Below are 24,146 nucleotides of genomic sequence, written 5' to 3'. Positions count from 1 at the left end.
TCCCTAATTTCTAAAACCAAGCTTCTGGAACTATCAGAATATCACCTGGCAGCATATCTACGTTTTTTTCAATGTCTCCATCACGGATAAGGTCATCAACAAATAAGCGATACACTTTTTGTTCACCATTTTCAATCCGTATCAGCTGAGTGTTGTTGCCATCTGCAAACTCTGTAATACCACCCACTGTAATCATAAGGTCGAGAAGGGTCATATTTTCTTTGTAATTAACTGCCTGCGGACTCGTTGCTTCACCTATTACTCGAACTTGTTCACTAAATGGCCCTACATAACCACCTATAGTCACAGAAACTCTAGGGTTGTTAATATATACGCTGAGTTTTTCTTCCAGCTCTCTTGCTAACTGTGTAGGCGTGCGGCCGGTAACTTCTATATCTTCGATAAGTCGCGTCGTTATCATTCCATCTGGACGAACACTGAATGAGCCAGAAAGCTCTGGGTTTCGCCACACAAATATATTCACCGAGTCGCCAGGGCCTATAAGATATTTGTAGTCGTTTATATCCGTCGTAAAGGATGGGTGGAGTGTGGCTCTAGGTAGTACGCTTTTTGTTGAGCACCCACACATAAATGACAATACTGTTACGAAACACAAGAGTTTTAAATCTAACATTTTTAACTTCATCTTTGCGAGCCCTTGTTAAATCCTTTTGAAAGCGAACATTTTGCTTGCTTATAAAACACAATGACACTCATTGTTAACTGATTTAATAAATTAGGCAAGTTCTTAAAATGTGACGCGCATAACCAAAGTTATTTTGTGTTGACTCTTCAGTCACGATTTCATATTAATTGTTTTAGTATGATGAATTGGGGTACCATTTATCGCTGTTGTGTCTTAATAACGAATGCCAAGGATTTCAGTGGATGGCTTTTAATAACAAGAAACAGAATAAACGCTCAAACGCGCTCGTTATAAGTGACTTTATTCTAGTTAGCTACATTACGTATCTGATGTATGTGATTCTTGACACATATTACGTACAAACACCGGTTAGCACGATACAAGTGCTTACGACAACTTTCTTGTTTACTCTTCTTATTGTCATTACTTCGCTTTCCGTTGGCTTATATGAAAGCAAACTTAGGGAAACTTTTCGCGGAATCATTAGACGCATCTTTGTCAGTGTTGGCATTGCTTATTTTTGTATTGAAATTGCTAGCGCCGCGTTTGGTGAATTTTTAAAAGTTCACGACTACTTTCTACCAGCTTCTGCAGCTGTCTCCATCCTTACATTGGTTGTTTTTCGTTATTTTACCACCCGCCTAGGTTTGATGGGGCTCGGTAAAACTCGAACTCTTATAATAGGTGCAGGGGAAAGAGCATCTATTATTGAAAAAAGAATGCGAAGGGATGTCGACCGCATAGGATTTGAAATCGTAGGCTTTATTCCTGTCCCTGGTGACAATCGAGAGGAGGGTATAAAGTCCGAAAAAATCGTTCACATCAAATTAGAGAATAACCTGCGGCAGTTTATCATGGGCAATGATATTGAAGAGATAGTCATTGCTTGTGACCAAAGGCGAGGAACTTTGCCCTTAGAGGCGCTGTTCGAATGTAAGCTTAGAGGCGTAGAGGTAACAGAGCTTTTAGACTTTATGGAGCGTGAAACAGGTCAAATCGTGGTGAATCTTATGTATCCATCTTGGGTTATTTATTCAAATGGATTCTCAACGCAAAATTACCTGCGAGATTCTATTGATTACTTTGTCAATGCGACTCTTGCATTCGTCGTACTGTTACTCGCTTGGCCATTTATGTTACTAACTGCGTTAATGATATATATTGACGATGGCTTTAGGACCGGTACTTCTGTATTGTATAAACAAGAAAGAGTTGGTCTCAATGGTAAACTCTTTGAGATAATGAAGTTTAGAAGCATGCGCCCGGACGCGGAGATTGATGGCGCGAAGTGGGCCAGTAAAAACGATGATAGAGTGACTCGCATAGGTCAGTTTATAAGAAAGTATAGAATAGACGAACTTCCCCAATTATTTAATGTGTTTAAAGGCGAAATGGCTTTCATAGGCCCAAGGCCCGAAAGGCCTGAGTTTGTAGAGCAGCTGGTAAGAGAAATACCGTATTATAACCAACGCCATAATGTTAAACCTGGATTAACGGGGTGGGCGCAGTTGAATTATCCTTACGGCTCTTCAGTGTCTGATTCAATGGAGAAGCTCAAATTCGACTTATATTATGTAAAACATCAAAGCTTGTTACTTGACCTGTTAATTCTGATTAGAACAACAGAGGTTGTTTTGTTTGGACGCGGAAGATAACGCACTATTTACGAGAACTCTCCATTGAGAAATGCAATGACGGTAGATGTCGAAGATTACTTTCAAGTCTCGGCGTTTGAAAAATCTATCACCCAAAATGAATGGTCAAAGCTTCCATTAAGAGTTGAGGATAACACTAACCGTTTGCTCGATTTGTTTGCTGAACACGATGTTAAATCAACCTTTTTTTGCTTGGGGTGGGTGGCTGAAAAGTGTCCTAATGTTATACGAAGAATAGTTGACGAAGGTCACGAACTCGCCAGCCATGGTTATGACCACACGCGATTACATTTTTTAGATCGTGAGAGCTTTTTGCAGGACGTGAGTAAAAGTAAGCGAATTCTTGAGGATGTAAGTGGCTCTGCGGTTATTGGTTATAGAGCCCCTAGTTTTTCTATTAATGAGAAAACACAATGGGCTTATGAAGCTTTGGCTAAGCTTGGCTTTGTTTATTCATCTAGCACTTATCCTATTGCCCACGATCTTTACGGCGTACCAACTTGGCCTCGGTTCAAACATGATCGCCCCGAAGGAATAACAGAAATTCCGGTTCCTACACTAAGTATCAGAGGTAGGAATAAAGGCATCGGAGGAGGGGGCTATTTTCGATTGCTACCCTATTGGCTGTCGAAACGCAGAATTAATCGCTATTTGGCTGATGAGAAGCATCCCTTTAGTTTTTATTTCCATCCGTGGGAAATCGATGCGGAGCAACCAAGAATAAATAGTATACCGCTAAAATCTCGCTTCCGACATTATGTAAACTTGCGTCATATGGAAGGGAAACTTCGTGAGTTGATGACAGATTATCGCTGGGGCACGATGGCAAACGTATATGGGCTGAAGGAACAGAAAGAATGTCAGAAAGAGTTCATAGACTAGAAAAAAACGGTCCTGACCACGAACGCTGGGACGCGTATGTCAAAAGCCACAAAGACGGGTCTTTTTTTCACCTTTCAGGGTGGAAAAAAGTTATCTACGAGACGTATCATCACTTACCACATTATCTTTATCTAGAAAGAGATGGTGTTATCGTGGGTGTTTTACCACTCTTCGAACAACGGAGTTTAGTCTTTGGGCATACATTAATTTCTACGCCCTTTTGCGTAAACGGCGGAGCGATTGCTGAAGATGATGCGGGTTTATTGCTACTCGAGCAAGCAGCAGCTGCTCTAGGGAAGCAGCTAAAAGTGGATTACATTGAGTTCAGATATGCTGTGCCCCGCGAGAATAATCCTGATTTAACCTTAAACTGCCATCACTCTACTTATCGCATGCCAATTGCTGAGAGCGAGCAGGAAGTCCTTCTGTCAATAAAGAAAAAGCAGAGGGCTAATGTTCGACAGTCATTGAAAAATAACTTGGTTGCCGAGAAAACAACAGATACCGATTCCGTACATCGCATTTATTCAGAAAGTGTGAGAAATCTTGGAACACCAGTGTTTCCGAAAAAGTTCTTTGCCTCATTAAAAAGCACATTTGGTGACGATGTAGATTTGATGCGCGTTAAGAAAAATGACGTACCGGTGTCCGCCGTGCTTTCTTTCTATTACAAAGACACAGTGCTGCCGTATTATGGCGGCGGTACTCCTTACGCAAGAAAGTTAAAAAGTAATGACTTCATGTACTATACGCTTATGTGTAGGGCAAAACAGGAAAGAGGTAGCAAAATATTTGATTTCGGTCGCAGTAAAAACGAGTCGGGTTCTGGTAATTACAAAAAAACGTGGGGAATAGAACCACAGCCTCTTTATTACTATTGTCAATTGATCGAAGCAGATGCATTGCCAAACCTAAGTCCAGACAACCCTAAATACAAATATTTTATTCAAGTTTGGAAAAAGCTTCCGCTATTTATCTCCGAACGCATTGGGCCTTATTTAAGTAAGTATTTGGGCTAGCCTAGTGAAAATTACAGCAGAGCAGGGAAGTAGTATGTTGAACCAAAATTCATTAAAGTTATATATGGCTTTTGGGGTGGCACTGCTCTTAGTTTGGTTTAGTGTCTACTTTCAAGCTTTAGCACATATGGCTCAAGTATGGAGCGATTCCGAAACATTTAAACACTGTTTCTTCATAATTCCTATTTCTTTATATTTGATATATGAGAAAAGAGTCGAATTGAAAGGCGTCCGTTATAGACCTACTTGGGTCGTAGCTGTTCCCCTAATTCTTACCCAAATACTATTTGTATTGGCAGACCAATTTAGCATTCAATTATTCGCACATTTCAGTGCGGTAACCACTTTAGCCCTTCTATTGTGGGGCTATTTGGGTCATCAAGCGTTTCGCATAATTCTGTTCCCAGTGATGTACTTATATTTCTGTGTTCCCTTTGGTGAAGAGTTTGTTCCATATCTGCAAATTATTACAGCTGATATAAGTTGCGTATTACTCCAATTGGTAGGAATTCCCGTTTATCGCGAAGGTCTCTATCTATATTTACCCAACGGCACATTTCACGTGGCTGAGGCATGCGCAGGTATTCGCTTTCTTATTGGTACTTTTGCTTTAGGAATACTTCTCGCCTACTTGAACTATCAGTATTGGTGGAAGAGAGCTTTGTATGCGGTCGTGTGTGCCATCTTGCCTATCATTGCAAACGGTATCCGTGCTTTCGGCATTATGGTCATTGGTTATTCTACAGACATGAAGCATGCTGTAGGTGCAGATCATTTAGTCTATGGCTGGTTTTTCTTTTTATTTGTGCTCATATTATTGTTTTTATTAGGAAATGTCGGTAACGATTCGGTGCCTAAATCCACATCGCAGGGCATTTGTTACTCGATAAACAAGCGAACAGAAGTCAATCTTTTCCTCCTCGTGATTCTTATAGCTCCAATGCTGACGAATAACTGGTTAAAACAAGACCAAAAATTAAATGTAGAAAAAATAGAGTATGCATTGTTTCAGCAGTTCAATACGCTAGAGGCCACGTCTCGGGGATGGATGGATAGTAAAGAAAGCGCTATTAAACCATCGTGGTCAGGCTTGATAGATGGAGTGCCAATTAGGATTACTTATCGAAAAAACAAAAGAGATCAAGAGCTTGTTAGTTCATTACACCGTCCGTTCAATAATGACGACTTTAGTTTATTATCAGTTGAAGGTGAGGTATCGGTTGGCAAAAATAGTTATAAGAGAGTTGTAATACAAAATGTCTACGGCGAGAGAAAGGTCCTACTAATTTGGTATCAACTTCGAGATGCCGCGATTGCAGGTCCATTGGAGACAAAGTGGCAGCAGTTTCTATTTAGACTTCAAGGTCAGCGTACCGACGGATATTACGTTGTAGCAGAAGTAGAGGCGGATAAAACGGTAAAGGAAGTCATATCAACTCTTCGTCACTTAGCGCTACCAAAAATAATAAAAGAGGAACAACATGACTAGAACGGTTGTGTTTCATGTTGTTTATGCTCTGCACATAGGTGGGCTTGAAAGGGTGTTAGTGAATACTATTTCAAGGATGCCGCGAAATTATCAGCATATCGTTATTTGTTTAACGTCTTATTCAGAGAGCTTTGCTTCTTTGCTCCCTGAAAATACAGAATTAATTGCGCTATCAAAAAGAGAGGGACAAGACTTTGGTTTATACCTCAAATTCTTTAAGCTAATTAGGAAATATAAGCCCCACATTGTTCATACATATAATTTAGCGACACTAGAACTACAAGTGATCTCCGGCTTTCTTAGGGTGCCAATTCGTATTCACGCAGAGCATGGGCGCGATATCTATGACCCCACCGGAAGCAATAAAAAATATCAATGGCTACGAAGAGTTGTATCACCATTTATAAATGTATGGGTATCTGTTTCTGAGGAGTTGCACCTTTGGCTTCAGCAGATAGTCAAAATACCGGTTAAGAAAACTAAGTTGATTCGTAACGGTATCAATACAGCGGTTTTTCAACCTAAATCAAAAACTGACAAGGCGTTCATTATTGGTCACGTTGGTAGACTTAGCCCGATAAAAAATCAAACGCTACTCATTGAGGCATTTACTCTTGCTTGCAAACAAGACAATAACTTTGCAAATAATGCAAAGCTTCGTATTGTTGGCGAAGGCGAGTCGAGAAAAATACTTGAAGAATGCATAAACAAGTCAGAGGTTCGGAGTGCTATAGAATTAGCTGGTCCTCGCGAAGATATGCCTAGAGTATATCAAGAGTTTTCTATTTTTGTTATGTCGTCACTAGGAGAAGGTATACCAATGACATTACTTGAGGCAATGTCCTGTGGAATACCCCCAATAGTGACAGATGTAGGAGGGATGCCCGAAGTCGTTGCTAAGCAAGCGGGAATAATCGTTCCATCGAAGAACGCCCTCGCAATGGCCAATGCTTTTATTCAACTCTATCAAGAGACAAGCTTACATGACGCAATGGTGAAAGCATCTCGAGAACTAATCCAGAAAAATTTTGATGAAGAAAAAATGGTTTCTGATTATCTATCCTTATACAGATATTGAGAGAAAGGCATGTGTGGAGTAAGCGGAATCTTTAGTTTTGACAGTACTATGTCTATATCTCCTGAGATATTAAAAAACATGAATACAGCCCAGGCACACAGAGGGCCTGACGCAGAAGGATATTACTTTGGAGATGGAATAGCTTTAGGACACCGACGGTTGTCGATAATCGATGTGTCGGGTGGTGGCCAACCTATGTATAGCGAAGATAAAAAGTCTGTTGTCGTTTTCAATGGTGAAATATTTAACCACCAAGAAATTGGTGATGAATTAAGAGCTAAAGGCTATAAATATCAAACGCATAGTGATACTGAAACTATTTTGCATGCTTGGAGAGAGTGGGGCACAAAATGCCTGGATAAATTAAGAGGTATGTTTGTTTTTCTTATCTGGGATGATAGTAAAAAAACACTTTTCGTGGCTCGCGACAGATTAGGTATAAAACCTCTGTATTATGCTTTGTTAAATGACGGGTGCGTTATTTTTGGCTCTGAATTGAAAGTGTTAAAAGCTCACCCAAATCTCGATAGAGTACTAGATCATTCAGCGATTGAAGATTACCTCACGTTCGGGTATGTGCCAGACCCTAAATGTATTTACGCTTCTGTCAAAAAGTTAGAAGCTGGGCATTATTTGTTGTTTGAGCAAGGGCATGTGCAAACAATACCTCAATCGGTGCAATATTGGGATTTACCGTGGGATTTGCCTCTTCATGAAGAAGTCGATAATAAGGTATTGATCGAGCGCTTTAGTGAAGCTGTAGATATTCGACTTGAATCCGAGGTACCTTTGGGCGCATTTCTATCTGGCGGTGTCGATTCAAGCGCTGTTGTGGCAATGATGGCAGGTTTAAAAAGGGAACCAGTGACAACGTGTTCAATTGGTTTCGATGTTCCTGAATATAACGAATCTGATTTTGCGGCTTTGGTTGCTGAACGCTACCAGACATCACATTTTACAGAAGTCGTTAACCATGAAGATTTTGATCTTATTGATAAAATGACTGATCTTTACGACGAACCATTCGCAGACTCATCAGCATTACCTACATACAAAGTGTGTGAGTTAGCGAAAAAGCATGTAACAGTCTCACTGTCTGGTGACGGTGGGGATGAGCTCTTTGCTGGATATAGAAGGTACAGGCTTCATATTAATGAGCAGAAAGTGAGGGATGCCATTCCAGCATGGATTAGGCAATATGTTTTCGGTTTCCTCGGAAAAGTGTATCCAAAACTCGATTGGGCTCCACAGTTTCTAAGAGCAAAAACAACGCTTCAATCTTTATCCCTCTCATCGTCTCACGCATATCTAAATAGCATGAGTAAGCTTCGTAAAGACGAGCGGCAATCGCTGTATCACCCAACTTTTAGCCAAAAAATAGGAACATACAGCTCAAGTTCAGTCTTTGACAACGCGCTTAAAGGCAAGCAATTTCGTGACAAACTTAAAGAAGCGCAATACCTAGATTATAAGACGTGGGTGACCGGTGATATTCATACAAAAGTAGACCGAGCGAGTATGGCTCATGGTTTGGAAGTAAGAGTTCCTATTTTTGATCACAAGTTTGTGGAATGGGCTTTTAGGCTACCATCCAATTTGAATCTCAATCATGGAGAGGGAAAGTTTAGCTTCAAAAAAGCTTTAGAGCCTTTCTTATCCAATGATACGCTTTATAGAAAGAAAATGGGATTTAGTGTTCCCATGGCCGAATGGCTGCGGGGACCTCTAAAAGAAAAAATGCTCGCTCTGTTTTCTTCCGAGCACGTCGCGAAGCATGCTATTTTCGACCAAAAAGAATTAATGAAAAAAGCGCAAGAGCATATTAGTGGCAAATATGATCACGCAGCTGCATTATGGACAATTATGATGTTGTGCCAGTTTTTAGTAAAAGAAAAATAAGAGAGCTATCAATGAAGCCCCCTTTGCTCTTCCTGTGTCACAGGATGCCGTATCCGCCTAATAAAGGCGATAAAATTACCACATTCAATCTTATGAAATATCTCAGTGAACGCTTTGAGCTTTATTTAGGTAGCTTTATTGATGACGAGTTTGATAATCAATACGTCAATGATATAAAGGCATATTGCAAAGATGTAAAGTTCATCGATATTACTCAAAGACGTCACGTGGCAAGTGGTATTAAATCTTTATTCATCAGAGAGCCTGTGTCCACAGTGCATTATCGCAGTAATGAGTTACAGCGTTGGGTGCATGACACCATAGAAAAGTACAACATTAACTACTTATTTGTATATTCCTCAGGAATGTCACAATTCGTTGATTTCCCTGAATACACAAGCAAGAAGCGTGTTTTAGATATGGCCGATGTCGACTCAGACAAATGGCGTCAGTACTGTGAAAATAAACCTTTTTATTCAAAAGTAATCTACGCAAGAGAGTATAAATTGCTCAAAGCACTTGAGCAGCGTGTGCTACGTGATTTCGATGCAGTTACGTTAATTACTGATGAAGAGCGAGACCTTTTCAGGTCTATTTCTCCAAAGGTATTTAGTGAAAAAATAATCACGTTAAGTAACGGTGTAGATACCGATTATTTCGACCCTTCCGCTAGCTTTGATTACACAGATAGACCCGCTGTCGATGGTCCATCAATTTGTTTCACCGGTGCAATGGATTATTGGGCGAACGAAGATGCTGTAGTGTGGTTTTGTGAAAAAGTTTGGCCGCAAATAAAAGAGAAGTGTCCAGAGCTTACGTTTTATATCGTCGGTGGTAAACCGTCAGAAAAAGTCAAAAAGCTGAGTTTGAATTCAGGGGTAGTTGTGACAGGAAGAGTCGTTGATGTGCGCCCCTTTGTTATGCATTCTGCATTGGCAATAGCAACACTTAGAATAGCGCGTGGCGTTCAAAATAAAGTCCTAGAGGCTATGTCTATGGCGAAACCTGTAGTTATGACGTCGATGGCTCAAGAGGGCATCGGCCTTCCACTTTCACAACAGCCTTTGGTTCTTGATAACGAAGAAAAAATGGCATCATGCATTTTAAATTTGATTAACAATAGCGAGCAACTGCAGACTATTGGGAATCAAAATCGTGATTGGATAATAAAACGCTATAGCTGGAATGGTGCACTAAGCCCATTAGACCAACTTTACCCAAGGGAAATACTCAAATGATAGTTCGTGCTAAGGCACCGCTTAGAATAGGCTTGGCTGGTGGAGGTACAGACGTTTCACCATACAGTGATAAGTACGGTGGCTTTATTCTCAATGTCACATTAGACATGTTTGCTCACGCCACAATACAATTAAGAAACGACGATAAAATTTGTTTTTTTGCGCAAGATATTGAGCAAACGTATACGCAAAGTATGTACGACGATGTTGAAATAGCGGGTGAACTCATCCTTCATAAAGCCATTTATCGACGCATAGTAAAAGAGTTTAATAATGATGTTCCTATTGGTTTAGATATCATAACTTTTTCCGATGCCCCCCCAGGTAGCGGTTTGGGTTCTTCTTCAACAATGGTTGTTACCATTCTCGCTGCATTCAGAGAGCTTCTAAAGTTACCCTTAGGTGAATACGATCTTGCGCATCTTGCTTACGAAATTGAGCGTGAAGACTGTAAACTGTCAGGAGGGAAGCAGGACCAATATGCTGCAACTTTCGGCGGATTTAATTTTATGGAGTTTTACCAAGACCGAGTTCTGGTAAATCCACTTAGAATTCGCAACGATATTCAAAATGAATTAGAAAGCCAAATCATTCTATATTTCACTGGTCTGTCGAGAGATTCTGGCAAGATTATTGACGACCAGATTAAAGCATCGACCAAAAAAGATAGCGACAAGTCTTTGGAGGCACTTCACATGGTTAAACAAAGTGCATTTGAGATGAAAGAGTGTCTTTTAAGAAACGATATAGAGGGGATGTCAAAAGTACTAAAAGCATCTTGGCTAGCTAAAAAATCGACATCGGCATCCATTTCTAACCCCTATATTGAAGAAGTTGCGGCTATGGCCATTGAAAATGGCGCAAAGTCATTAAAGTTATCAGGTGCTGGCGGTGGCGGTTTCATGATGCTTTTTGTCGACCCAGTACAAAAGCAACCTCTGATTAAAAAGTTGAAGCAAACCAGTGGCCAGGTACACAATTTTCAATTTACCAATTTTGGAGTAAAAGCATGGACGGTACAAAGTACATAGTTGAGCACTTTGAAAAGAGTATTCGAGTAAAACAGGCAATACTGAAAGACAAAGCGCTTATAGAAAGAATTGTTCAAGTAGGCGAATTGTGTGTAGACGCTTTGAAACGCGGAAATAAGGTTATGTTTGCCGGTAATGGAGGCAGTGCAGCAGACTCTCAGCATTTAGCCGCTGAATTTGTAAGTCGATTTAATTTTGATCGACCAGGGCTTCCTTCTATCGCTTTAACGACAGATACGTCTATGTTAACCGCCATTGGAAACGATTACGGTTTTGAGCAACTATTTTCTCGTCAAGTCCAAGCTAATGGCAGGGAAGGCGATGTTTTTGTTGGAATTAGTACATCTGGTAATTCGGCAAATGTGGTGAAGGCCGTAGAACAGGCACAGAAAATGGGAATTCATACGGTGGCGATGTGCGGGAATGCGGGGAAGTTACCGAAAATGTGTGACATTACACTTGACGTACCATCAACATCAACACCCTACATTCAAGAGTCTCACATTAGTATTGGTCACATCATTTGCGCCATTGTAGAAGAAACGCTATTTGCTGAATATAAGCCCAAGGAGTAATTGTGGAAGCTGTCCTTCTTGCAGGTGGACTGGGCACTCGATTACACAGTGTCACCGGAGATAATTATCCAAAGTGCTTGGCAAAAGTGAATGGAATTCCGTTTTTACACTACGTGCTTTGGAACTTTCGCAATCAGGGGGTTGATCGTTTCGTCCTAGCGATATCTCATCTATCGGATATGGTGATAGATGAAGTGAAACTGCATTTTGCTGATTGGGATATCGTTTTCTCAATAGAGAGTGAGCCGTTAGGAACTGGTGGAGCCATTAAGCAGGCGTTGGAAATGTGTCGTGGCGACTATGCACTTGTTGCAAACGCGGACTCTTTTGTGGAATTTTCACTAGCAGACTTTACGTCAGAAATGCGTAACGCAAAGGTTGGCCTAGGATTAGTTTGTACCGAGGTAAGTGACCTTTCACGGTTTGGCGCGGCAAACATAGAAAATAATAAATTGATCAGTTTTTCGGAAAAAGGAAAAACGGGAAAAGGGTTTATAAATGCAGGTGTATACTGGATTGATACGTTTCACCCTGCTTTTGCAAATCAGCCAATAAAATTTAGTTTTGAAACTGAAATTTTGGCGAATAGTAAACTAAGCGTAAATGCTTTCAAAACTCAGGGCTTGTTTTTTGACATAGGCACACCCGATGATTTTACAGGGGCTCAAAAGCTTGTTGAACTGCACAAAGGGTTATTTGCGACATCCTCGAATGCCAAAAAATGAGAAAAAATTAGATGAATCTCGTTACTATAAGTACTTTATATCCCAACAAAAATGACCCAAAGCACGGTATTTTTGTTCATACTAGGTTAAAGCACTTATTAAATGCATATCCAGATATTAAAGCCACGGTTATAGCTCCTGTACCTTGGTTTCCTTTTTCAGGGAAAAAGTTTGGTGAATATGCAAAATACGCTCATGTTCCTTCAAAAGAAAATATAGACGGCATCACGGTATATCATCCCAAATATATAGTAATTCCAAAAGTTGGCATGTATATAACGCCATTTTTCTTGTACCGATCGATAAAGCGCGTGGTCATGACTCTTGTTGATACCCAACCTATCGACGTTATTGACGGACATTACTTTTATCCAGATGGTGTGGCTATTGAAAGAGTCGCCGCGCAATTCAATATTCCTTTCACTTGTACAGCCAGAGGGACAGATATTAATTTAATTCCAACGTTTCCAAAGGCGCGTAGAATGCTTCAGTCGGTATTTGACAATGCTGCGCACATGATGAGTGTTTGCCAAGCGTTGAAAGATGAAATGGTCGAGATAGGGGTAGATAGAGAACGAGTGTCAGTTATGCGCAATGGCGTAGATCTTTCGCTTTTTAGTCCGAGTGACGACGATGAACAATATGCGATGAAGCAGGCGTTAGGTTTATCCACACCGCATCTAATCGTATCGGTTGGGTGGTTGATAGAGCGCAAAGGACATCACCTAATAATAGAGGCGTTGAAAGAACTCCCAACGGTAACATTAGTCATTGCGGGTAGTGGTCCTGACTTAGAAGGATTAAAAAAACTAGCAAGAGAATTAGGTGTAGATGCGCGAGTACAGTTTTTAGGTGCTGTTTCGCAACCAGAATTAAATTCATGGTTTCGCTGTGCGGACTTATCTGTACTAGCGTCAAGCCGAGAGGGATGGGCAAACGTTTTGTTAGAATCCATGGCCTCCGGCACTCCCGTAGTTGCCACCAAAGTTTGGGGAACCCCCGAAGTGGTTAAGACAAGAGCAGCTGGAGTTTTGGTAGAGCGAACGTCGAGTGCAATTGCACAAGGGATAACCAGTTTGCTTCAAAATAAAACATCACGAGATGATACCCGCCGGTACGCAGAGCAATTTTCGTGGAATGAAACGTGCGATGGTTTGTACAAAATTTTTGAAGCGATAAAGGACAATAGGAATATTCGCGCATGAAAACTAAACAACGCTTCGCGGGACTATTGAGGCGATATTTTTTTCTTTCCGGTATCTTGGGGCATATTGCTGTTCTGGCCTTTATCCTTCTGCGCCCAGAAATATTCGATAAAGTAATAAATAAAGTGCAAGACGAGTTCTACTCCGCTGCAATAGGTTCTGAGCCTGGGGAAATGTTGAAATTCCCCAGTGTAAGTGAAGAAATAGAAGCAGTTTTATTTCCTTGGCGGCCAAGCAGCGAGTTTCTTCCTTCGAACCTACATTATGTTAACGGGAAACCTTATGAGTCTTTGCAAGAAGCGCTCAAAAGCCTTTCCGATGATGATACGTTAGAAATAGCTGAAGGCGTTTATTCTGAACCATTCGAAATACATAGAGACCGCGTTACCATAATAGGCCGTGGACATGTTGTTTTTGAAAAGGCAGCAATTCGAGACAAAGCATACATCGTCAATTATGCTGATGATTTAACTGTAAAAAATATAGAGTGTAGAGACATAATCGTAAGTGATCGAAATGGGGCATGTATTCGTCAAGAAGGCTCTAACCTCACTTTAGAGCATGTTTATTTCCATAGTAGTGAGAATGGCGTTTTAGAAGCCTCTAACAAACCAAGCAAAATCCTAATTTATAATAGCCGCTTTGAACAATTAGGCAGATTGGGCCGAGCGCATGGTATTTATACCAATACCGCCGAGCTCTATATTTACGACAGTATGTTTATAGCCTCTAAGAGCGAAGGGCATGAAATTAAAAGTAGGGGGGCGGTAACTGAAATTCACGGTAGTATTCTAGCGTCGTTGTCTGGAGTAGATAGCCGGCTGCTTGATATTTCGAATGGTGGCAGACTTGTTGTGAGTAAATCACTTCTTCAGCAGGGGGCAGTGTCATCGAATGGGCAAGTGATAGGTTATGCGCTGGAGGGGCGTAAACACGCAGATAACAGTATTCGATTAGCCGAAAACGTATTTATATTCGACAGAATCGGTTACAACACAATGTTGGCGTCAGATGAGCAGTACGTAGATACAATGATATCTCGCAATGTATTGATTGGCGATGTGCGAATGGCCGACATTGATGTTTCAAATTTGGTCTACAAAGACAGAAGTACAGTTGGGTTTCCACCGTATCCATATCTTCCCACTGCTTGGTGTACTGAGCCAAGCGAGTGTCAGATTAAGGGCATTCTTCAATGAAAATACTTTATCACCACAGAGTTGCCAGTAAAGATGGGCAGTATGTTCATATTGAAGAGATAGTTGATGCGTTGACCAGCTTAGGACATGAAATTCATATGGTAGCGCCAAGAATGACTGAGTTGTCTGCTTTTGGTAGTTCCGGTGGAGTGGTTAGTAAGCTCAAAGCACATCTTCCAAAGGCGCTTTATGAAATCATTGAATATTCTTACAGTTTTTTTGCGTTCGTTAAAGTGCTGTGGGCTATTTGGGTGTTCAGACCAGATGTTGTTTACGAACGATACAACTTGCTATTTACTGGCGGCATATGGGCAGCGAAGTTATGTAAAATTCCAATTCTGCTTGAAGTTAATTCCCCACTGTATGAAGAGCGTGAGGAGTATGGTGGTATTGCACTTAAGCGTTTGGCAAGATGGTCCGAATACTATGCGTGGCGAAATGCTGATGTTGTTTTGCCCGTTACGCACGTTCTCGCTGAATTTATAAAGCGTGCTGGTGTGCCTGACAAACGAATTTCAGTAATCCCTAACGGCGTGGATACCTCGCGCTTTAATCCAGCCTTATTTACAGAGAGGCTACCAGAGCTGAAAGGGAAGTGTGTGATAGGCTTTGTCGGTTTTTGCAGAGAGTGGCATCACTTAGATAAGGTAATGTCTTCATTGTCATCACTCAAACGCGATGACATTATTTTTTTGCTTGTAGGCGACGGTCCCGTTTTGTCTGACCTAAAAGAACTTGCCAAAGAGCTAAAGTTTGAGAAACAATTCATATCTACGGGCCTAGTGAGCAGGAAAGAGATGCCATATTGGATCAGCCAAATTGATATTGCTTTACAGCCTGCAGTGACGCCATGGGCTTCACCTCTTAAATTACTTGAATATTTGGCAATGGGAAAGGCAGTGTTGGCGGACGATAGCGCTAATATAAAGGAACTACTAATAGATGATTATAATGCGGTTCTGTTTGAGAGCGGCAATTTAGATGATATGTCGAATAAATTAGTAGAGCTGGTAGTTGATAGTAAAAGAGTGTTTGAACTATCAAAAAACTCAGCAAAATCTATATCTGATAATTCTCTTACTTGGAGGAGCAACGCCGAAAAAATAGTGGCTCTTCACAATAACGTTTGCAAAGAGCCTATGAAATGAATTTTTTGAGTAATCTGCAAAAAAAACGTAATAAAAAACTGTTTGATAACGTTGCTAAGGGCGTTAGAGAGTGCAAGCCGGTGTACGCAAAAAAAGAGTCAGACGTTGTCATAATATCGCAGGTATACCATGATGCATTAGACATGTCTCTGCTTGCATTAAAGAGCTTTGTAACGCATTTTGGTGACTGTGATATCGAGGTGCTCGATGATGGCTCTCTTACGGACGAAGATAAGTCAATTATTAAGTCACAACTTCAGGGCGTAAGAATAACGAATATGTCTGATGTTGACACAGGGAGTTGCCCAAAAGGAAACTGTTGGGAGAGACTTGTTAGAATACTGCAACTTTGTCAGAGTCGATATGTGATACAGGTAGATACAGATACTCTCACAATCGCAGCAATCCCAGAAATAGTGGCAGCAGTAAAACAACAACGCGCTTTTACTATAGGAAACCCAATATTTAACTCACCGGTAAATATCGACTACATTTCACATATTGCCAGCCAGTGGAAAGGTAATCACATTCAAGTAGAAATAGAACGGAATTTGAGCCGGGTTTCATTGCAAGGATTAAAAGAATATTGCCGAGGATGTGCAGCTTTTGCTGGGTTTCCCATTAAGCCTAACTCTTTCGCAGAATTAGAATGTTTCTCGCAACAAATGCAGGCTTTACTTGGAAAAGAAAAATGGAATCAATGGGGTTCTGAACAAGCCGCAAGCAACGTCATGATTTCTTTGTATTCAGAAAAAGATATATTGCCATGGCCGAAGTATACAAATTACGGTTTTCCATCCCAAGGAAATGATGGTGCACCAGAGACATTTTTAGGAAAATGCTCTGTCTTACATTTCATTGGAAGCCATAGGTTTACGACTCGTTGCTACGAATATTTAGCTAACAACCTGCTTGAAAACTTATTGAGGAAAGCGAGTTGATTGACAATACGGTATTCTTGCTGGAAATAGCGCTCCTTGTTTATCTTACGGTGAAAGCCATCAAGTTAGATAATAAAGATAAGGACTAAAATGCGCGATTATCTATTAGTCTTAATCCTTCCACTATTACTCTATGCGGCCATTAGAAAGCCGTTTCTTTCAATATCTTTTTGGATATGGTCTGCATTAGTCCCCCCATTTCTATGGGCTTATGGGGGGATATCAACATCTGTGCGTTGGAACTTTTTGTTCGCGGCAGTTACTATTGCCAGTTTTGCAATTAATAAGTGCAATAAGAAACCACCTAGTAACGGAATTTTCATTCTTGCTGTGATTTTCTTTGTGCATTGTGTTATTAGCTCTATGCTCAACAACGGTTATGGCCCCTATGTCTGGTTTCGGTTTGATTTATTTTGGCGCACGTTACTATTATTTTTCTTTATCGCCGTGGTAATTCGAAAGGAAATTCACTTTGAAGCAGTTGCGTGGGGAATTACGCTGTCTTTTGGTGCATTAGCCATGATCGAGGGGGCAAAATTTATAGTATCTTTTGGCGGCCACAATATTTTTGGGTTAACACCTGCTTTCAATGACAACAATCTATCTGCGCTGGCTTCACTGATGTGCATTCCGGTAGCCATTTTTTTAGCTCGCCAATACAAAGAGAATTTTTATTTTAGGAACGGTCTATATGGCTTAGCGTTTTTAAATGTAATGTTTGTTTTAGGCACCGACTCACGCGGCGCGTTTCTAGGGCTCGCGGTATTTTGCTTAGCATATTGGGTGAAATCGAAAAACAAAATGCGAGATGGTTTCTTTATGTCATTGGGTGGGCTGGTCGCGTTAGCTATTTTGTCTGACGAATGGTTCAACCGAATGGAAACCATTGGCGATGCAAATGAAGATGGGTCGTTCCAGGGGCGACTTAAATCATGGAAGTTAGCCATGCTTATGGCTATTCGTCATCCATTTTTTGGTGGAGGGTTTGACTCCACATTTACTAACATAAGCACAATTAATAGCCTTATTGCTGAATGGGATACTTTGTCATGGATCCCAAGCGCAACGCTGAACGTTGGCGACACCGTATTCGTTGCGCACAGTATTTATTTCCAAGTGCTGGCAGACCATGGTTTTCTTGGGGCTATGTGGTACGGTTTTATGATATTGATCAGTTTAAAAACGCTAGGCATTATTGCAAAAACGAGTAGCGTCTTCTGGCAAGTAAACTTGGCCGAAATGATAAGACTCTCTTTGATCGCATTCTTAACCACGGGCGCAGCATTGAGCTCAGCATATAATGACTTGTTTTTTGCCCTTGTTGGTATGACAGTGGCTTTAGCTGCAGCAGTAAAAAAAGATGAGCAAGAGCGGGCACTAGCCAGAATTAAAACGGTACAACCAGCTAGGTTTGCAAATGAAAATCGCCATATTAATACATGACTATACTGCCATGGGCGGAACTGAGAGAGTAACAATACAGCTTTGCAACCAGCTAGCTCTTAGACATAGCGTAACTTTAATTTCAGTGCAGCGAACTGACTTTGAACCCGCTTTTCCTGTTTGCTCCAACGTAGATATAGTGTTTTTAGGGAACAGCGTTAAAAGCATGATAAAAACTCTGCCGCAAAAGATAAAAGCGTTAAGAGATGACTTAAAGAAAACTCACCCTGATGTTGTTATTTCTTCAGACTCGCAAATGGCATTATTAAGTTTGCCAGCAAGCGTTGGCTTATCTTGTCACAATGTTATTTGGGAACACTTTAATGCAAGCATAGAGACGCGCTTCGGAAGTCGCTGGTTTGCTAGGCGCTTAGCGTCAATGTTTGCAGATAAAATAGTTGTGCTTACTGAGCAAGATAGAGTCACCTGGTTAAAAAAATTCCAATGTAAGTCACCCTTAGTCGTATTTCCAAACCCTTGCGCATTGCCAAAGCCCGCTAGCAACCCATACAACAATGTACCGGTAGTCTTAGCCGCAGGGCGCTATACCGAACAGAAAGGCTTTGATTATCTGGTTAAAGCATGGCGGATGTTATCAGCGCAGCAGCGAAAAGGATGGATTTTACGAATAGTGGGACCTAACGGGAGTGCAAAATCAGATATTGTCTCTTTAGCGGCAAACGACAGTAGTATACAAATAGATGGGCCTTCAGAAAATATGGCTAATTGCTATTTAGATAGCGGCATATTTGTATGTAGCTCACGTTACGAAGGGTTCGGGTTAACTATTGTTGAGGCGATGACACATGGAATACCCGTTATCGTTTTTGATTGCGCAATGGGACCAGCAGAGATAGTGGGTAATGACCACGGCAAAGTGGTGCCAGTTGGTAATATAGACGCTTTATCTAAACAGCTTGCTGTAATGATAGGTAGTGCAGACGAGAGGCGATATTACTCCGACAAATCTTTTAAGCGTGCCGCTGATTTTACCCCAGAAGTCACGCTAATGTTGTGGGAAAAGATGTTAGACGCTCTCGGTCGAACAGGAAAAAGTTAATTATGATCCGGCATGTTGAGGTGTGTGTTGTTGCACACAATGAGGCAGAATTTATAGACACTTGCTTGGTAAGTATAGAGTCGGCCTTAGGCCAGTTACCCAGTGAAATTCTAAGTCGCGTGCATATTGTTAATAACGGCAGTACAGACAACTCAGACATCATTATTGATAAGTTTTGTAGTACAAAAAACGATGCTTACGATGCGGTACATATTGCCCTAGGCGACAAGTCGAACGCGTGGAATGTTGCACTTTATGAGCGAGTGCAGTTTGAAGACAGTTTGATAATATTTGTAGATGGCGACTGTACAGTTAACCCTGAAAGTTTCTCTGCAATAATTGACGCTGCAATTAGAAACCCGAATGCCTATTTACTTGCTGCCATACCCGAGCCTATAGGACGCTATAGCGAAATAATAACTAAAAATACGCTACAGGGCAGGGCGTTAAGTGGTAATTTCTACGCAATTACGCCCTTGTTTCATCAAAAGCTAAAACAAACCCAATTTACTCTTCCTGTTGGCTTAATAGGCGATGACAGCTTGTTAGCTTGGGCTGCACAATGTGACTTTAAGCTTAGCAAAGGAGTGAAGCACGGTTTACTTGTGGGGGTCGAGAACGCGCGCTTCGGTTACCACCGTCTTGTGCCTAATTCGTTTAAAAATGTCCGTATGTATTGGCGAAGGCTACAGCGCTACAGCTTGAGGCATCTTCAACAGTGCTGTATTAAAGAGTATTTAACCTTGGAAAATGATGAATTTGCATCATTGCCTGATAATATCGAAGCCTTGTACACTTTTCATTCTCTCAATCATATTCGCACAGATAGTCGGTTAAACAATTTTTTAGATAATCGTACGTCTAAAGTAATTTCAAACGCTAGCGGTAAGTAATGAGCATTCAAAAAAAGCTGACAATAGCTTACTTTTGGAATTTGTTTGGCAAGTGGGGTGTTCGTTTCATAGGAATTGGCAGTACACTCATTCTTGTTCGATTACTAGACCCGTCTGCATTCGGATTGGTAGCCCTTGCTACTATTTGTATAGGTTTTTTTGAGACTCTTACCGACATTGGAATTAACAGGTATTTAATTTCTCAAACCCACCTAAATAAACGCGCTATGGATACCAGTTGGACTTTATCTTTACTGCTTAAGATAGTGCTAATTGTTATACTTATTCTCACCTCTGGTCTTTTAGCCGATTTTATGAATGCACCAGATATACAGCTTATTATTGTGGTGGTGGCCTGCTCTGGTATTTTTTCTGCACTCAACAATATAGGTTTAGTGCAGTTTGAAAAAGCGTTGGACTACAAACGCATTTCTGCTTTGTTATTAACAGCTAAGCTTGTTTCTACTGCAGTAATGCTTGTATTTGCGTTTTGGCTTCAAAACTATTGGGCATTGGTGGCTGGCGGTGTATGTAATGCTTTAGTTTACTGCACGGGCTCGTACGTTATATGTTCTTATCGCCCAAAACTTAATTTTCAAATAGCCCCCGGACAATTGTCTTTTTCCAGTAAAATAATGGCACGTGCAATATTGGGCTATTCACGGAACAAGCTAGATACATTTTTAGTGGGGCGTTTATTTGATAATAGCGCAGTGGGGAAATATAGCATTGGTCTAGAGTTTGCAGTTTTACCACTTGCAGAGGTGATAACGCCCGCTTCAACGGCTATGTTCCCCGCACTGGCACAGTTTAAAGATAAAAAACAAGAGCTATTCGATAAAACCTATAAATATTTCGGACTTGTTTATGGTTTTGTAATGCCATGTATTGTAGGTATTTGGTTTGTTGCGCCCCAATTTTGTGAAGTGATTTTAGGGCCTAAGTGGGCAGATACAGCGCCTGTTATGGCGGCGCTAACTCTAGTAATGCTTCCCTATCCGTTAACAGCCATTACTAACAATCTTTTCGACTATCTCAATAAAACACAGCTTAGCTTGTTTAGCGACACCATCGGAATAGCCCTCCTCTTAATTGCTTTCTGGACTCTAACATTTAAAGACATAGCAGAGTTTGCTTGGGTTAGAGGGGGGGGGGCGTTTCTAGCATTCTTTAGTATTGTTTGTTTTGCTCATTTGACTATTGGTTTGTCTCTTAAAAAGATGGGAAGCGTTTTGTTATTGCCTGTCGTCTCAGCTTCAATAATGTGGGGAGTATTAGAATATGGCTATCATTTCGATGAACTAACGCTTGTGGCACTGCTAGGTAACATAGTCATTGGTGCTACAGCCTATGGTATTGCCCTGTGTGTTCTCCTTCCTTTATGTGCACTCTTCGATTCTACATGGCAGTTTTGGTGGCAAAAAGCCCAAAGCCTTTTCACTATGCTGAAACAAAGGATAGGTGTCAAACATGCTTAAAAACGCTTTAATAACCACATGCTTATTGATTATTGGTGCTGTCGTCGCGGCTGTTTTAATTCTCAATATCGATAATGCAAAGCGTGCAGTCATGAATTATTTATCTCTACATCTTTCTCAGCCAATCGTGCTTATGATGGGCGACTCTCATCTTGCTAGATATAGTGATTGGGCAAGTGTTTGGTCGTTAATGCCTTGGCAGTTGAGAAATATTGCCGTTGATGGCTATCAAGCGCGTCAGGTATTTACTCAATATCGAGATCAAGTAGCAAATGATAACCACTGTGTAGTAGTTGTTATGGCTGGTATAAACCGTATATCAGGTGACTCACCAGAGGACGCCGCTAGGGCTTTAGATAAATTAGTCACTCTTGCAAAAAAGAGAGGTAAAGCGCCCGTTGTTTTAGAGGTAATGTACACAGAGAACGAGGATGACGCCGCGTATATAGATAGCTTGAACATGCTGCTCCGAAACATTGCTAAGCGAGAAAATATTAAGTTTGCAAGCGCTAACCATTTATTGAGTTCAGAGAAAAAACTTCTATCGGAGTATAGCCGAGACGGCTTACATTTAAACAACGAGGGGTACGAAGTATTAGTTAACGCACTAAAGCAACAAATACAGCCTTATGTATCAATGACAATGAACGACTGCAGGAACTATTAGTGTTTGGAACATACAGACTTTTATTAGCGTTTATGGTGGTGTTTTTACATCTAGCAGGCTGGCCAGGGTTCGGTGAATATGCTGTCTTTACCTTTTTTTGTTTGAGCGGTTATTTAATGACCTATATTATGCAGCAAAATTATGGGTATGATGGGCAAGGAGTAAAGAAATACGCTATTGCACGTGCTCTTCGAATTTACCCCCTTTATATCGCGGCTTGCCTTCTAAGTATTGTGACTATTTTTGCTTTAGGGGAAGATGCAACTAGGGCAGTAATCTTTAACCTTCGCTGGCCCGACGGTACTTTTAATACGCTGTCGAATATATTTTTAATGAACTTCGACCATAAATCTCCTGCTTTAGTGCCTCCGTCCTGGGCGCTTACCGTTGAAATTATTTACTACGCATTGATCGGTTTAGGATTGTCAAAAACACCAGCTAGAACTTGGGGGTGGTTTGGCCTAGGGCTGGTGTACACCATAGCAATTTTGATTACTGATTTACCATGGTGGGATTACGGGTATTTTCACCCGGCTGCAGCTTCGCTGCCTTTTGCAACTGGCGCTCTTATGTACCACTACAACGCACAAATAAAACGCGTTTTAGGCCGCATGGCACGCCTCGATGTAGCCATTCTGTTATATGCACTAGTTATTTTTAATTGGTATTGGCACTATAAAAACGGTACAGGCCTGACTTACGGGTTTTATCTAAATTTTGTTATTAACTGTATTCTGTTAGCGGTGTTAACGCATGTCAAAATAAGTAATAGGCAGCTAAAGGCCTTCGACAAGCGAATGGGAGACCTGAGCTATCCCATCTATTTAATTCATTGGACGGTGGGTGTGCTTGTATTCTACGGCGCAGCAAGATTGGGTTTAGAGCTTACGAAGCGAAGTGAGGTTTTCGCCATTGTTTCAATACCATTTATGCTTATATTCGGTCAGCTCACTGTTTTTTGCATACATGGGCCTGTCGAGAAAATAAGAATGTTTATAAAAAACAGTAATGATTAAACCGGCTCGTTAGCTTTATTAATTTCCTCTAGCATTGAGTTATACTCAGGTTTGGTTACAACGTAATCTCTGTATGCATCGAGCATTTTATCTTTGTTTTTCATGACAAAGTGAGCGCAACTGAATTTAAACTGTATCCAACGCTTAATTCCACCAGCGTTGATAATCTCTTGGGGAAAAGCCATAAACCAAGTTTGATTGACATGTAAATGCAATTTTTTCGCCATATGGTCGGCTGCTACATCCTCTACTTCTATAGGGCAATCTTTTAACATACATTCGATGCCATACTTTTCTATATTATTTGATATGTGAGTCACCGCTGAAGCTTTAAAAAAATAGCATCCTCCCTGCACATATTTAAACTCGACAAAGTGACCATCGCCTATCAAATCGGCGTCACTTGCAAGCACATACTTAAAAATTCTGTCGTTGAAGAAAAATACATCTGAGTCTACGCGAGCAATTATATCTTGAGGTGAGGCTGTTTTAGCTACATAACTGTACGCTTTCCATATGTTACTAATTTGCTCCTTCCCCCAGCCCATACTTTTAGGCCACGAAAGTACCTCTGTTTGGGGTATTAATTCCTTGAGAGCGTTAATTTGTTTTTCTGTAAGTGGCATTTCATTGTCACTGAAAATGAATACTTTAAAATCTATATCGTGTAAAACGTCTTTAAGGCTATGGCATGAACAGTAGAGGTACGAAAAGTAAGATTCACAGCTAAAAAAGCAGAGGCGTATAACAGCTTTGTTGTTTGATTGATACGCGGAGATTACTCTTTTCCTTGAAAAGTAATCTTTCATAAAATTTGGGAAAAATTTTATTCTTGTAGGAATACGAAGTACGCTCATTC

At 40.8% G+C, this 24,146-nt stretch carries 22 protein-coding genes; 20 read left to right on the top strand and 2 right to left on the bottom strand.

The genetic code is table 11. The annotated features are described in order from the left end of the window. Positions 1-10: 10 nt before the first annotated feature. Positions 11-589, bottom strand: coding sequence for an XrtA/PEP-CTERM system exopolysaccharide export protein (locus MHM87_RS04950; protein WP_239257992.1), 579 nt, complete (start codon positions 587-589; stop codon positions 11-13). A 299-nt stretch (positions 590-888) separates the two neighbouring features. Here MHM87_RS04950 and MHM87_RS04945 point away from each other — a divergent pair, with 299 nt between their 5' ends. The 20 genes from MHM87_RS04945 to MHM87_RS04850 all read left to right on the top strand — a co-directional run bounded on the left by MHM87_RS04945 (position 889) and on the right by MHM87_RS04850 (position 23,287). After that, entirely contained in the window at positions 889-2,301 is a 1,413-nt protein-coding gene (locus MHM87_RS04945) for a TIGR03013 family XrtA/PEP-CTERM system glycosyltransferase (protein ID WP_239257932.1), read from the top strand. Between the two features lie 36 nt (positions 2,302-2,337). Further along, on the top strand, positions 2,338-3,183 hold the full coding sequence (locus tag MHM87_RS04940) for an XrtA system polysaccharide deacetylase (RefSeq protein ID WP_239257931.1): 846 nt from the start codon (positions 2,338-2,340) through the stop codon (positions 3,181-3,183). Further along, positions 3,159-4,202: a FemAB family XrtA/PEP-CTERM system-associated protein gene (locus tag MHM87_RS04935; RefSeq protein WP_239257930.1), complete on the top strand. Its 1,044-nt coding sequence runs from the start codon at positions 3,159-3,161 to the stop codon at positions 4,200-4,202. Before MHM87_RS04940 ends, MHM87_RS04935 begins: the two co-directional genes overlap by 25 nt. A gap of 4 nt (positions 4,203-4,206) precedes the next feature. Beyond that, entirely contained in the window at positions 4,207-5,691 is a 1,485-nt protein-coding gene (gene xrtA / locus MHM87_RS04930) for an exosortase A (protein ID WP_239257929.1), read from the top strand. After that, entirely contained in the window at positions 5,684-6,769 is a 1,086-nt protein-coding gene (locus tag MHM87_RS04925) for a glycosyltransferase (protein ID WP_239257928.1), read from the top strand. The genes xrtA and MHM87_RS04925 overlap by 8 nt, the downstream gene beginning before the upstream one ends. 9 nt (positions 6,770-6,778) lie before the next feature. Then, a complete protein-coding gene (locus MHM87_RS04920) occupies positions 6,779-8,668 on the top strand; it encodes an XrtA/PEP-CTERM system amidotransferase (RefSeq protein WP_275443161.1) in 1,890 nt (629 codons plus the stop codon). 11 nt (positions 8,669-8,679) lie between these two features. Next, positions 8,680-9,906 (top strand): TIGR03087 family PEP-CTERM/XrtA system glycosyltransferase, encoded by a 1,227-nt coding sequence (locus MHM87_RS04915; protein ID WP_239257926.1) that lies wholly within the window; start codon positions 8,680-8,682, stop codon positions 9,904-9,906. Next, positions 9,903-10,937, top strand: coding sequence for a dehydrogenase (locus MHM87_RS04910; RefSeq protein WP_239257925.1), 1,035 nt, complete (start codon positions 9,903-9,905; stop codon positions 10,935-10,937). Before MHM87_RS04915 ends, MHM87_RS04910 begins: the two co-directional genes overlap by 4 nt. After that, positions 10,916-11,512, top strand: a complete 597-nt coding sequence (locus MHM87_RS04905) for a D-sedoheptulose 7-phosphate isomerase (protein ID WP_239257924.1) — start codon at positions 10,916-10,918, stop codon at positions 11,510-11,512. Before MHM87_RS04910 ends, MHM87_RS04905 begins: the two co-directional genes overlap by 22 nt. A gap of 2 nt (positions 11,513-11,514) precedes the next feature. Continuing rightward, a complete protein-coding gene (locus MHM87_RS04900) occupies positions 11,515-12,237 on the top strand; it encodes a sugar phosphate nucleotidyltransferase (RefSeq protein WP_239257923.1) in 723 nt (240 codons plus the stop codon). An 11-nt stretch (positions 12,238-12,248) separates the two neighbouring features. After that, positions 12,249-13,442 carry a glycosyltransferase family 4 protein gene (locus tag MHM87_RS04895; RefSeq protein WP_239257922.1) on the top strand — a complete coding sequence of 398 codons (1,194 nt, stop codon included), beginning with the start codon at positions 12,249-12,251 and terminating at the stop codon, positions 13,440-13,442. After that, complete coding sequence (locus MHM87_RS04890) at positions 13,439-14,641, top strand: hypothetical protein (protein WP_239257921.1); 1,203 nt, start codon at positions 13,439-13,441, stop codon at positions 14,639-14,641. The genes MHM87_RS04895 and MHM87_RS04890 overlap by 4 nt, the downstream gene beginning before the upstream one ends. Beyond that, on the top strand, positions 14,638-15,789 hold the full coding sequence (locus tag MHM87_RS04885) for a glycosyltransferase family 4 protein (RefSeq protein WP_239257920.1): 1,152 nt from the start codon (positions 14,638-14,640) through the stop codon (positions 15,787-15,789). The genes MHM87_RS04890 and MHM87_RS04885 overlap by 4 nt, the downstream gene beginning before the upstream one ends. Then, positions 15,786-16,730 carry a hypothetical protein gene (locus MHM87_RS04880; protein WP_239257919.1) on the top strand — a complete coding sequence of 315 codons (945 nt, stop codon included), beginning with the start codon at positions 15,786-15,788 and terminating at the stop codon, positions 16,728-16,730. Before MHM87_RS04885 ends, MHM87_RS04880 begins: the two co-directional genes overlap by 4 nt. Before the next feature lie 90 nt (positions 16,731-16,820). Continuing rightward, positions 16,821-18,173, top strand: coding sequence for a putative O-glycosylation ligase, exosortase A system-associated (locus tag MHM87_RS04875; RefSeq protein ID WP_239257918.1), 1,353 nt, complete (start codon positions 16,821-16,823; stop codon positions 18,171-18,173). Further along, positions 18,148-19,233, top strand: coding sequence for a glycosyltransferase family 4 protein (locus MHM87_RS04870; RefSeq protein WP_343213313.1), 1,086 nt, complete (start codon positions 18,148-18,150; stop codon positions 19,231-19,233). Before MHM87_RS04875 ends, MHM87_RS04870 begins: the two co-directional genes overlap by 26 nt. A gap of 2 nt (positions 19,234-19,235) precedes the next feature. Beyond that, positions 19,236-20,126 (top strand): glycosyltransferase family 2 protein, encoded by an 891-nt coding sequence (locus MHM87_RS04865; RefSeq protein WP_239257917.1) that lies wholly within the window; start codon positions 19,236-19,238, stop codon positions 20,124-20,126. Beyond that, entirely contained in the window at positions 20,126-21,604 is a 1,479-nt protein-coding gene (locus tag MHM87_RS04860) for a lipopolysaccharide biosynthesis protein (protein ID WP_239257916.1), read from the top strand. Before MHM87_RS04865 ends, MHM87_RS04860 begins: the two co-directional genes overlap by 1 nt. Further along, positions 21,597-22,271, top strand: a complete 675-nt coding sequence (locus MHM87_RS04855; protein WP_239257915.1) for a GDSL-type esterase/lipase family protein — start codon at positions 21,597-21,599, stop codon at positions 22,269-22,271. Before MHM87_RS04860 ends, MHM87_RS04855 begins: the two co-directional genes overlap by 8 nt. Next, positions 22,271-23,287, top strand: coding sequence for an acyltransferase (locus MHM87_RS04850; protein WP_239257914.1), 1,017 nt, complete (start codon positions 22,271-22,273; stop codon positions 23,285-23,287). The genes MHM87_RS04855 and MHM87_RS04850 overlap by 1 nt, the downstream gene beginning before the upstream one ends. Here the strand turns inward: MHM87_RS04850 and MHM87_RS04845 are convergent. Further along, a complete protein-coding gene (locus MHM87_RS04845) occupies positions 23,284-24,144 on the bottom strand; it encodes a hypothetical protein (protein ID WP_239257913.1) in 861 nt (286 codons plus the stop codon). The two genes, MHM87_RS04850 and MHM87_RS04845, sit on opposite strands and share 4 nt — an antisense overlap. Positions 24,145-24,146: the final 2 nt, after the last annotated feature.

It is taken from the genome of Alteromonas sp. Cnat3-28 (assembly GCF_022348265.1).
Taxonomy (GTDB): domain Bacteria; phylum Pseudomonadota; class Gammaproteobacteria; order Enterobacterales; family Alteromonadaceae; genus Alteromonas; species Alteromonas macleodii.
This window is presented reverse-complemented; position numbering and strand designations above follow the sequence as displayed.

What these genes read in the sequence shown, in the direction of transcription:
- MHM87_RS04950 (WP_239257992.1), bottom strand. Translation starts at nt 589, where the DNA reads ATGTGTGGGTGCTCAACAAAAAGCGTACTACCTAGAGCCACACTCCAC.
- MHM87_RS04945 (WP_239257932.1), top strand. Translation starts at nt 889, where the DNA reads ATGGCTTTTAATAACAAGAAACAGAATAAACGCTCAAACGCGCTCGTT.
- MHM87_RS04940 (WP_239257931.1), top strand. Translation starts at nt 2,338, where the DNA reads ATGACGGTAGATGTCGAAGATTACTTTCAAGTCTCGGCGTTTGAAAAA.
- MHM87_RS04935 (WP_239257930.1), top strand. Translation starts at nt 3,159, where the DNA reads ATGTCAGAAAGAGTTCATAGACTAGAAAAAAACGGTCCTGACCACGAA.
- MHM87_RS04925 (WP_239257928.1), top strand. Translation starts at nt 5,684, where the DNA reads ATGACTAGAACGGTTGTGTTTCATGTTGTTTATGCTCTGCACATAGGT.
- MHM87_RS04920 (WP_275443161.1), top strand. Translation starts at nt 6,779, where the DNA reads ATGTGTGGAGTAAGCGGAATCTTTAGTTTTGACAGTACTATGTCTATA.
- MHM87_RS04915 (WP_239257926.1), top strand. Translation starts at nt 8,680, where the DNA reads ATGAAGCCCCCTTTGCTCTTCCTGTGTCACAGGATGCCGTATCCGCCT.
- MHM87_RS04910 (WP_239257925.1), top strand. Translation starts at nt 9,903, where the DNA reads ATGATAGTTCGTGCTAAGGCACCGCTTAGAATAGGCTTGGCTGGTGGA.
- MHM87_RS04905 (WP_239257924.1), top strand. Translation starts at nt 10,916, where the DNA reads ATGGACGGTACAAAGTACATAGTTGAGCACTTTGAAAAGAGTATTCGA.
- MHM87_RS04895 (WP_239257922.1), top strand. Translation starts at nt 12,249, where the DNA reads ATGAATCTCGTTACTATAAGTACTTTATATCCCAACAAAAATGACCCA.
- MHM87_RS04890 (WP_239257921.1), top strand. Translation starts at nt 13,439, where the DNA reads ATGAAAACTAAACAACGCTTCGCGGGACTATTGAGGCGATATTTTTTT.
- MHM87_RS04885 (WP_239257920.1), top strand. Translation starts at nt 14,638, where the DNA reads ATGAAAATACTTTATCACCACAGAGTTGCCAGTAAAGATGGGCAGTAT.
- MHM87_RS04880 (WP_239257919.1), top strand. Translation starts at nt 15,786, where the DNA reads ATGAATTTTTTGAGTAATCTGCAAAAAAAACGTAATAAAAAACTGTTT.
- MHM87_RS04875 (WP_239257918.1), top strand. Translation starts at nt 16,821, where the DNA reads ATGCGCGATTATCTATTAGTCTTAATCCTTCCACTATTACTCTATGCG.
- MHM87_RS04870 (WP_343213313.1), top strand. Translation starts at nt 18,148, where the DNA reads ATGAAAATCGCCATATTAATACATGACTATACTGCCATGGGCGGAACT.
- MHM87_RS04865 (WP_239257917.1), top strand. Translation starts at nt 19,236, where the DNA reads ATGATCCGGCATGTTGAGGTGTGTGTTGTTGCACACAATGAGGCAGAA.
- MHM87_RS04860 (WP_239257916.1), top strand. Translation starts at nt 20,126, where the DNA reads ATGAGCATTCAAAAAAAGCTGACAATAGCTTACTTTTGGAATTTGTTT.
- MHM87_RS04855 (WP_239257915.1), top strand. Translation starts at nt 21,597, where the DNA reads ATGCTTAAAAACGCTTTAATAACCACATGCTTATTGATTATTGGTGCT.
- MHM87_RS04845 (WP_239257913.1), bottom strand. Translation starts at nt 24,144, where the DNA reads ATGAGCGTACTTCGTATTCCTACAAGAATAAAATTTTTCCCAAATTTT.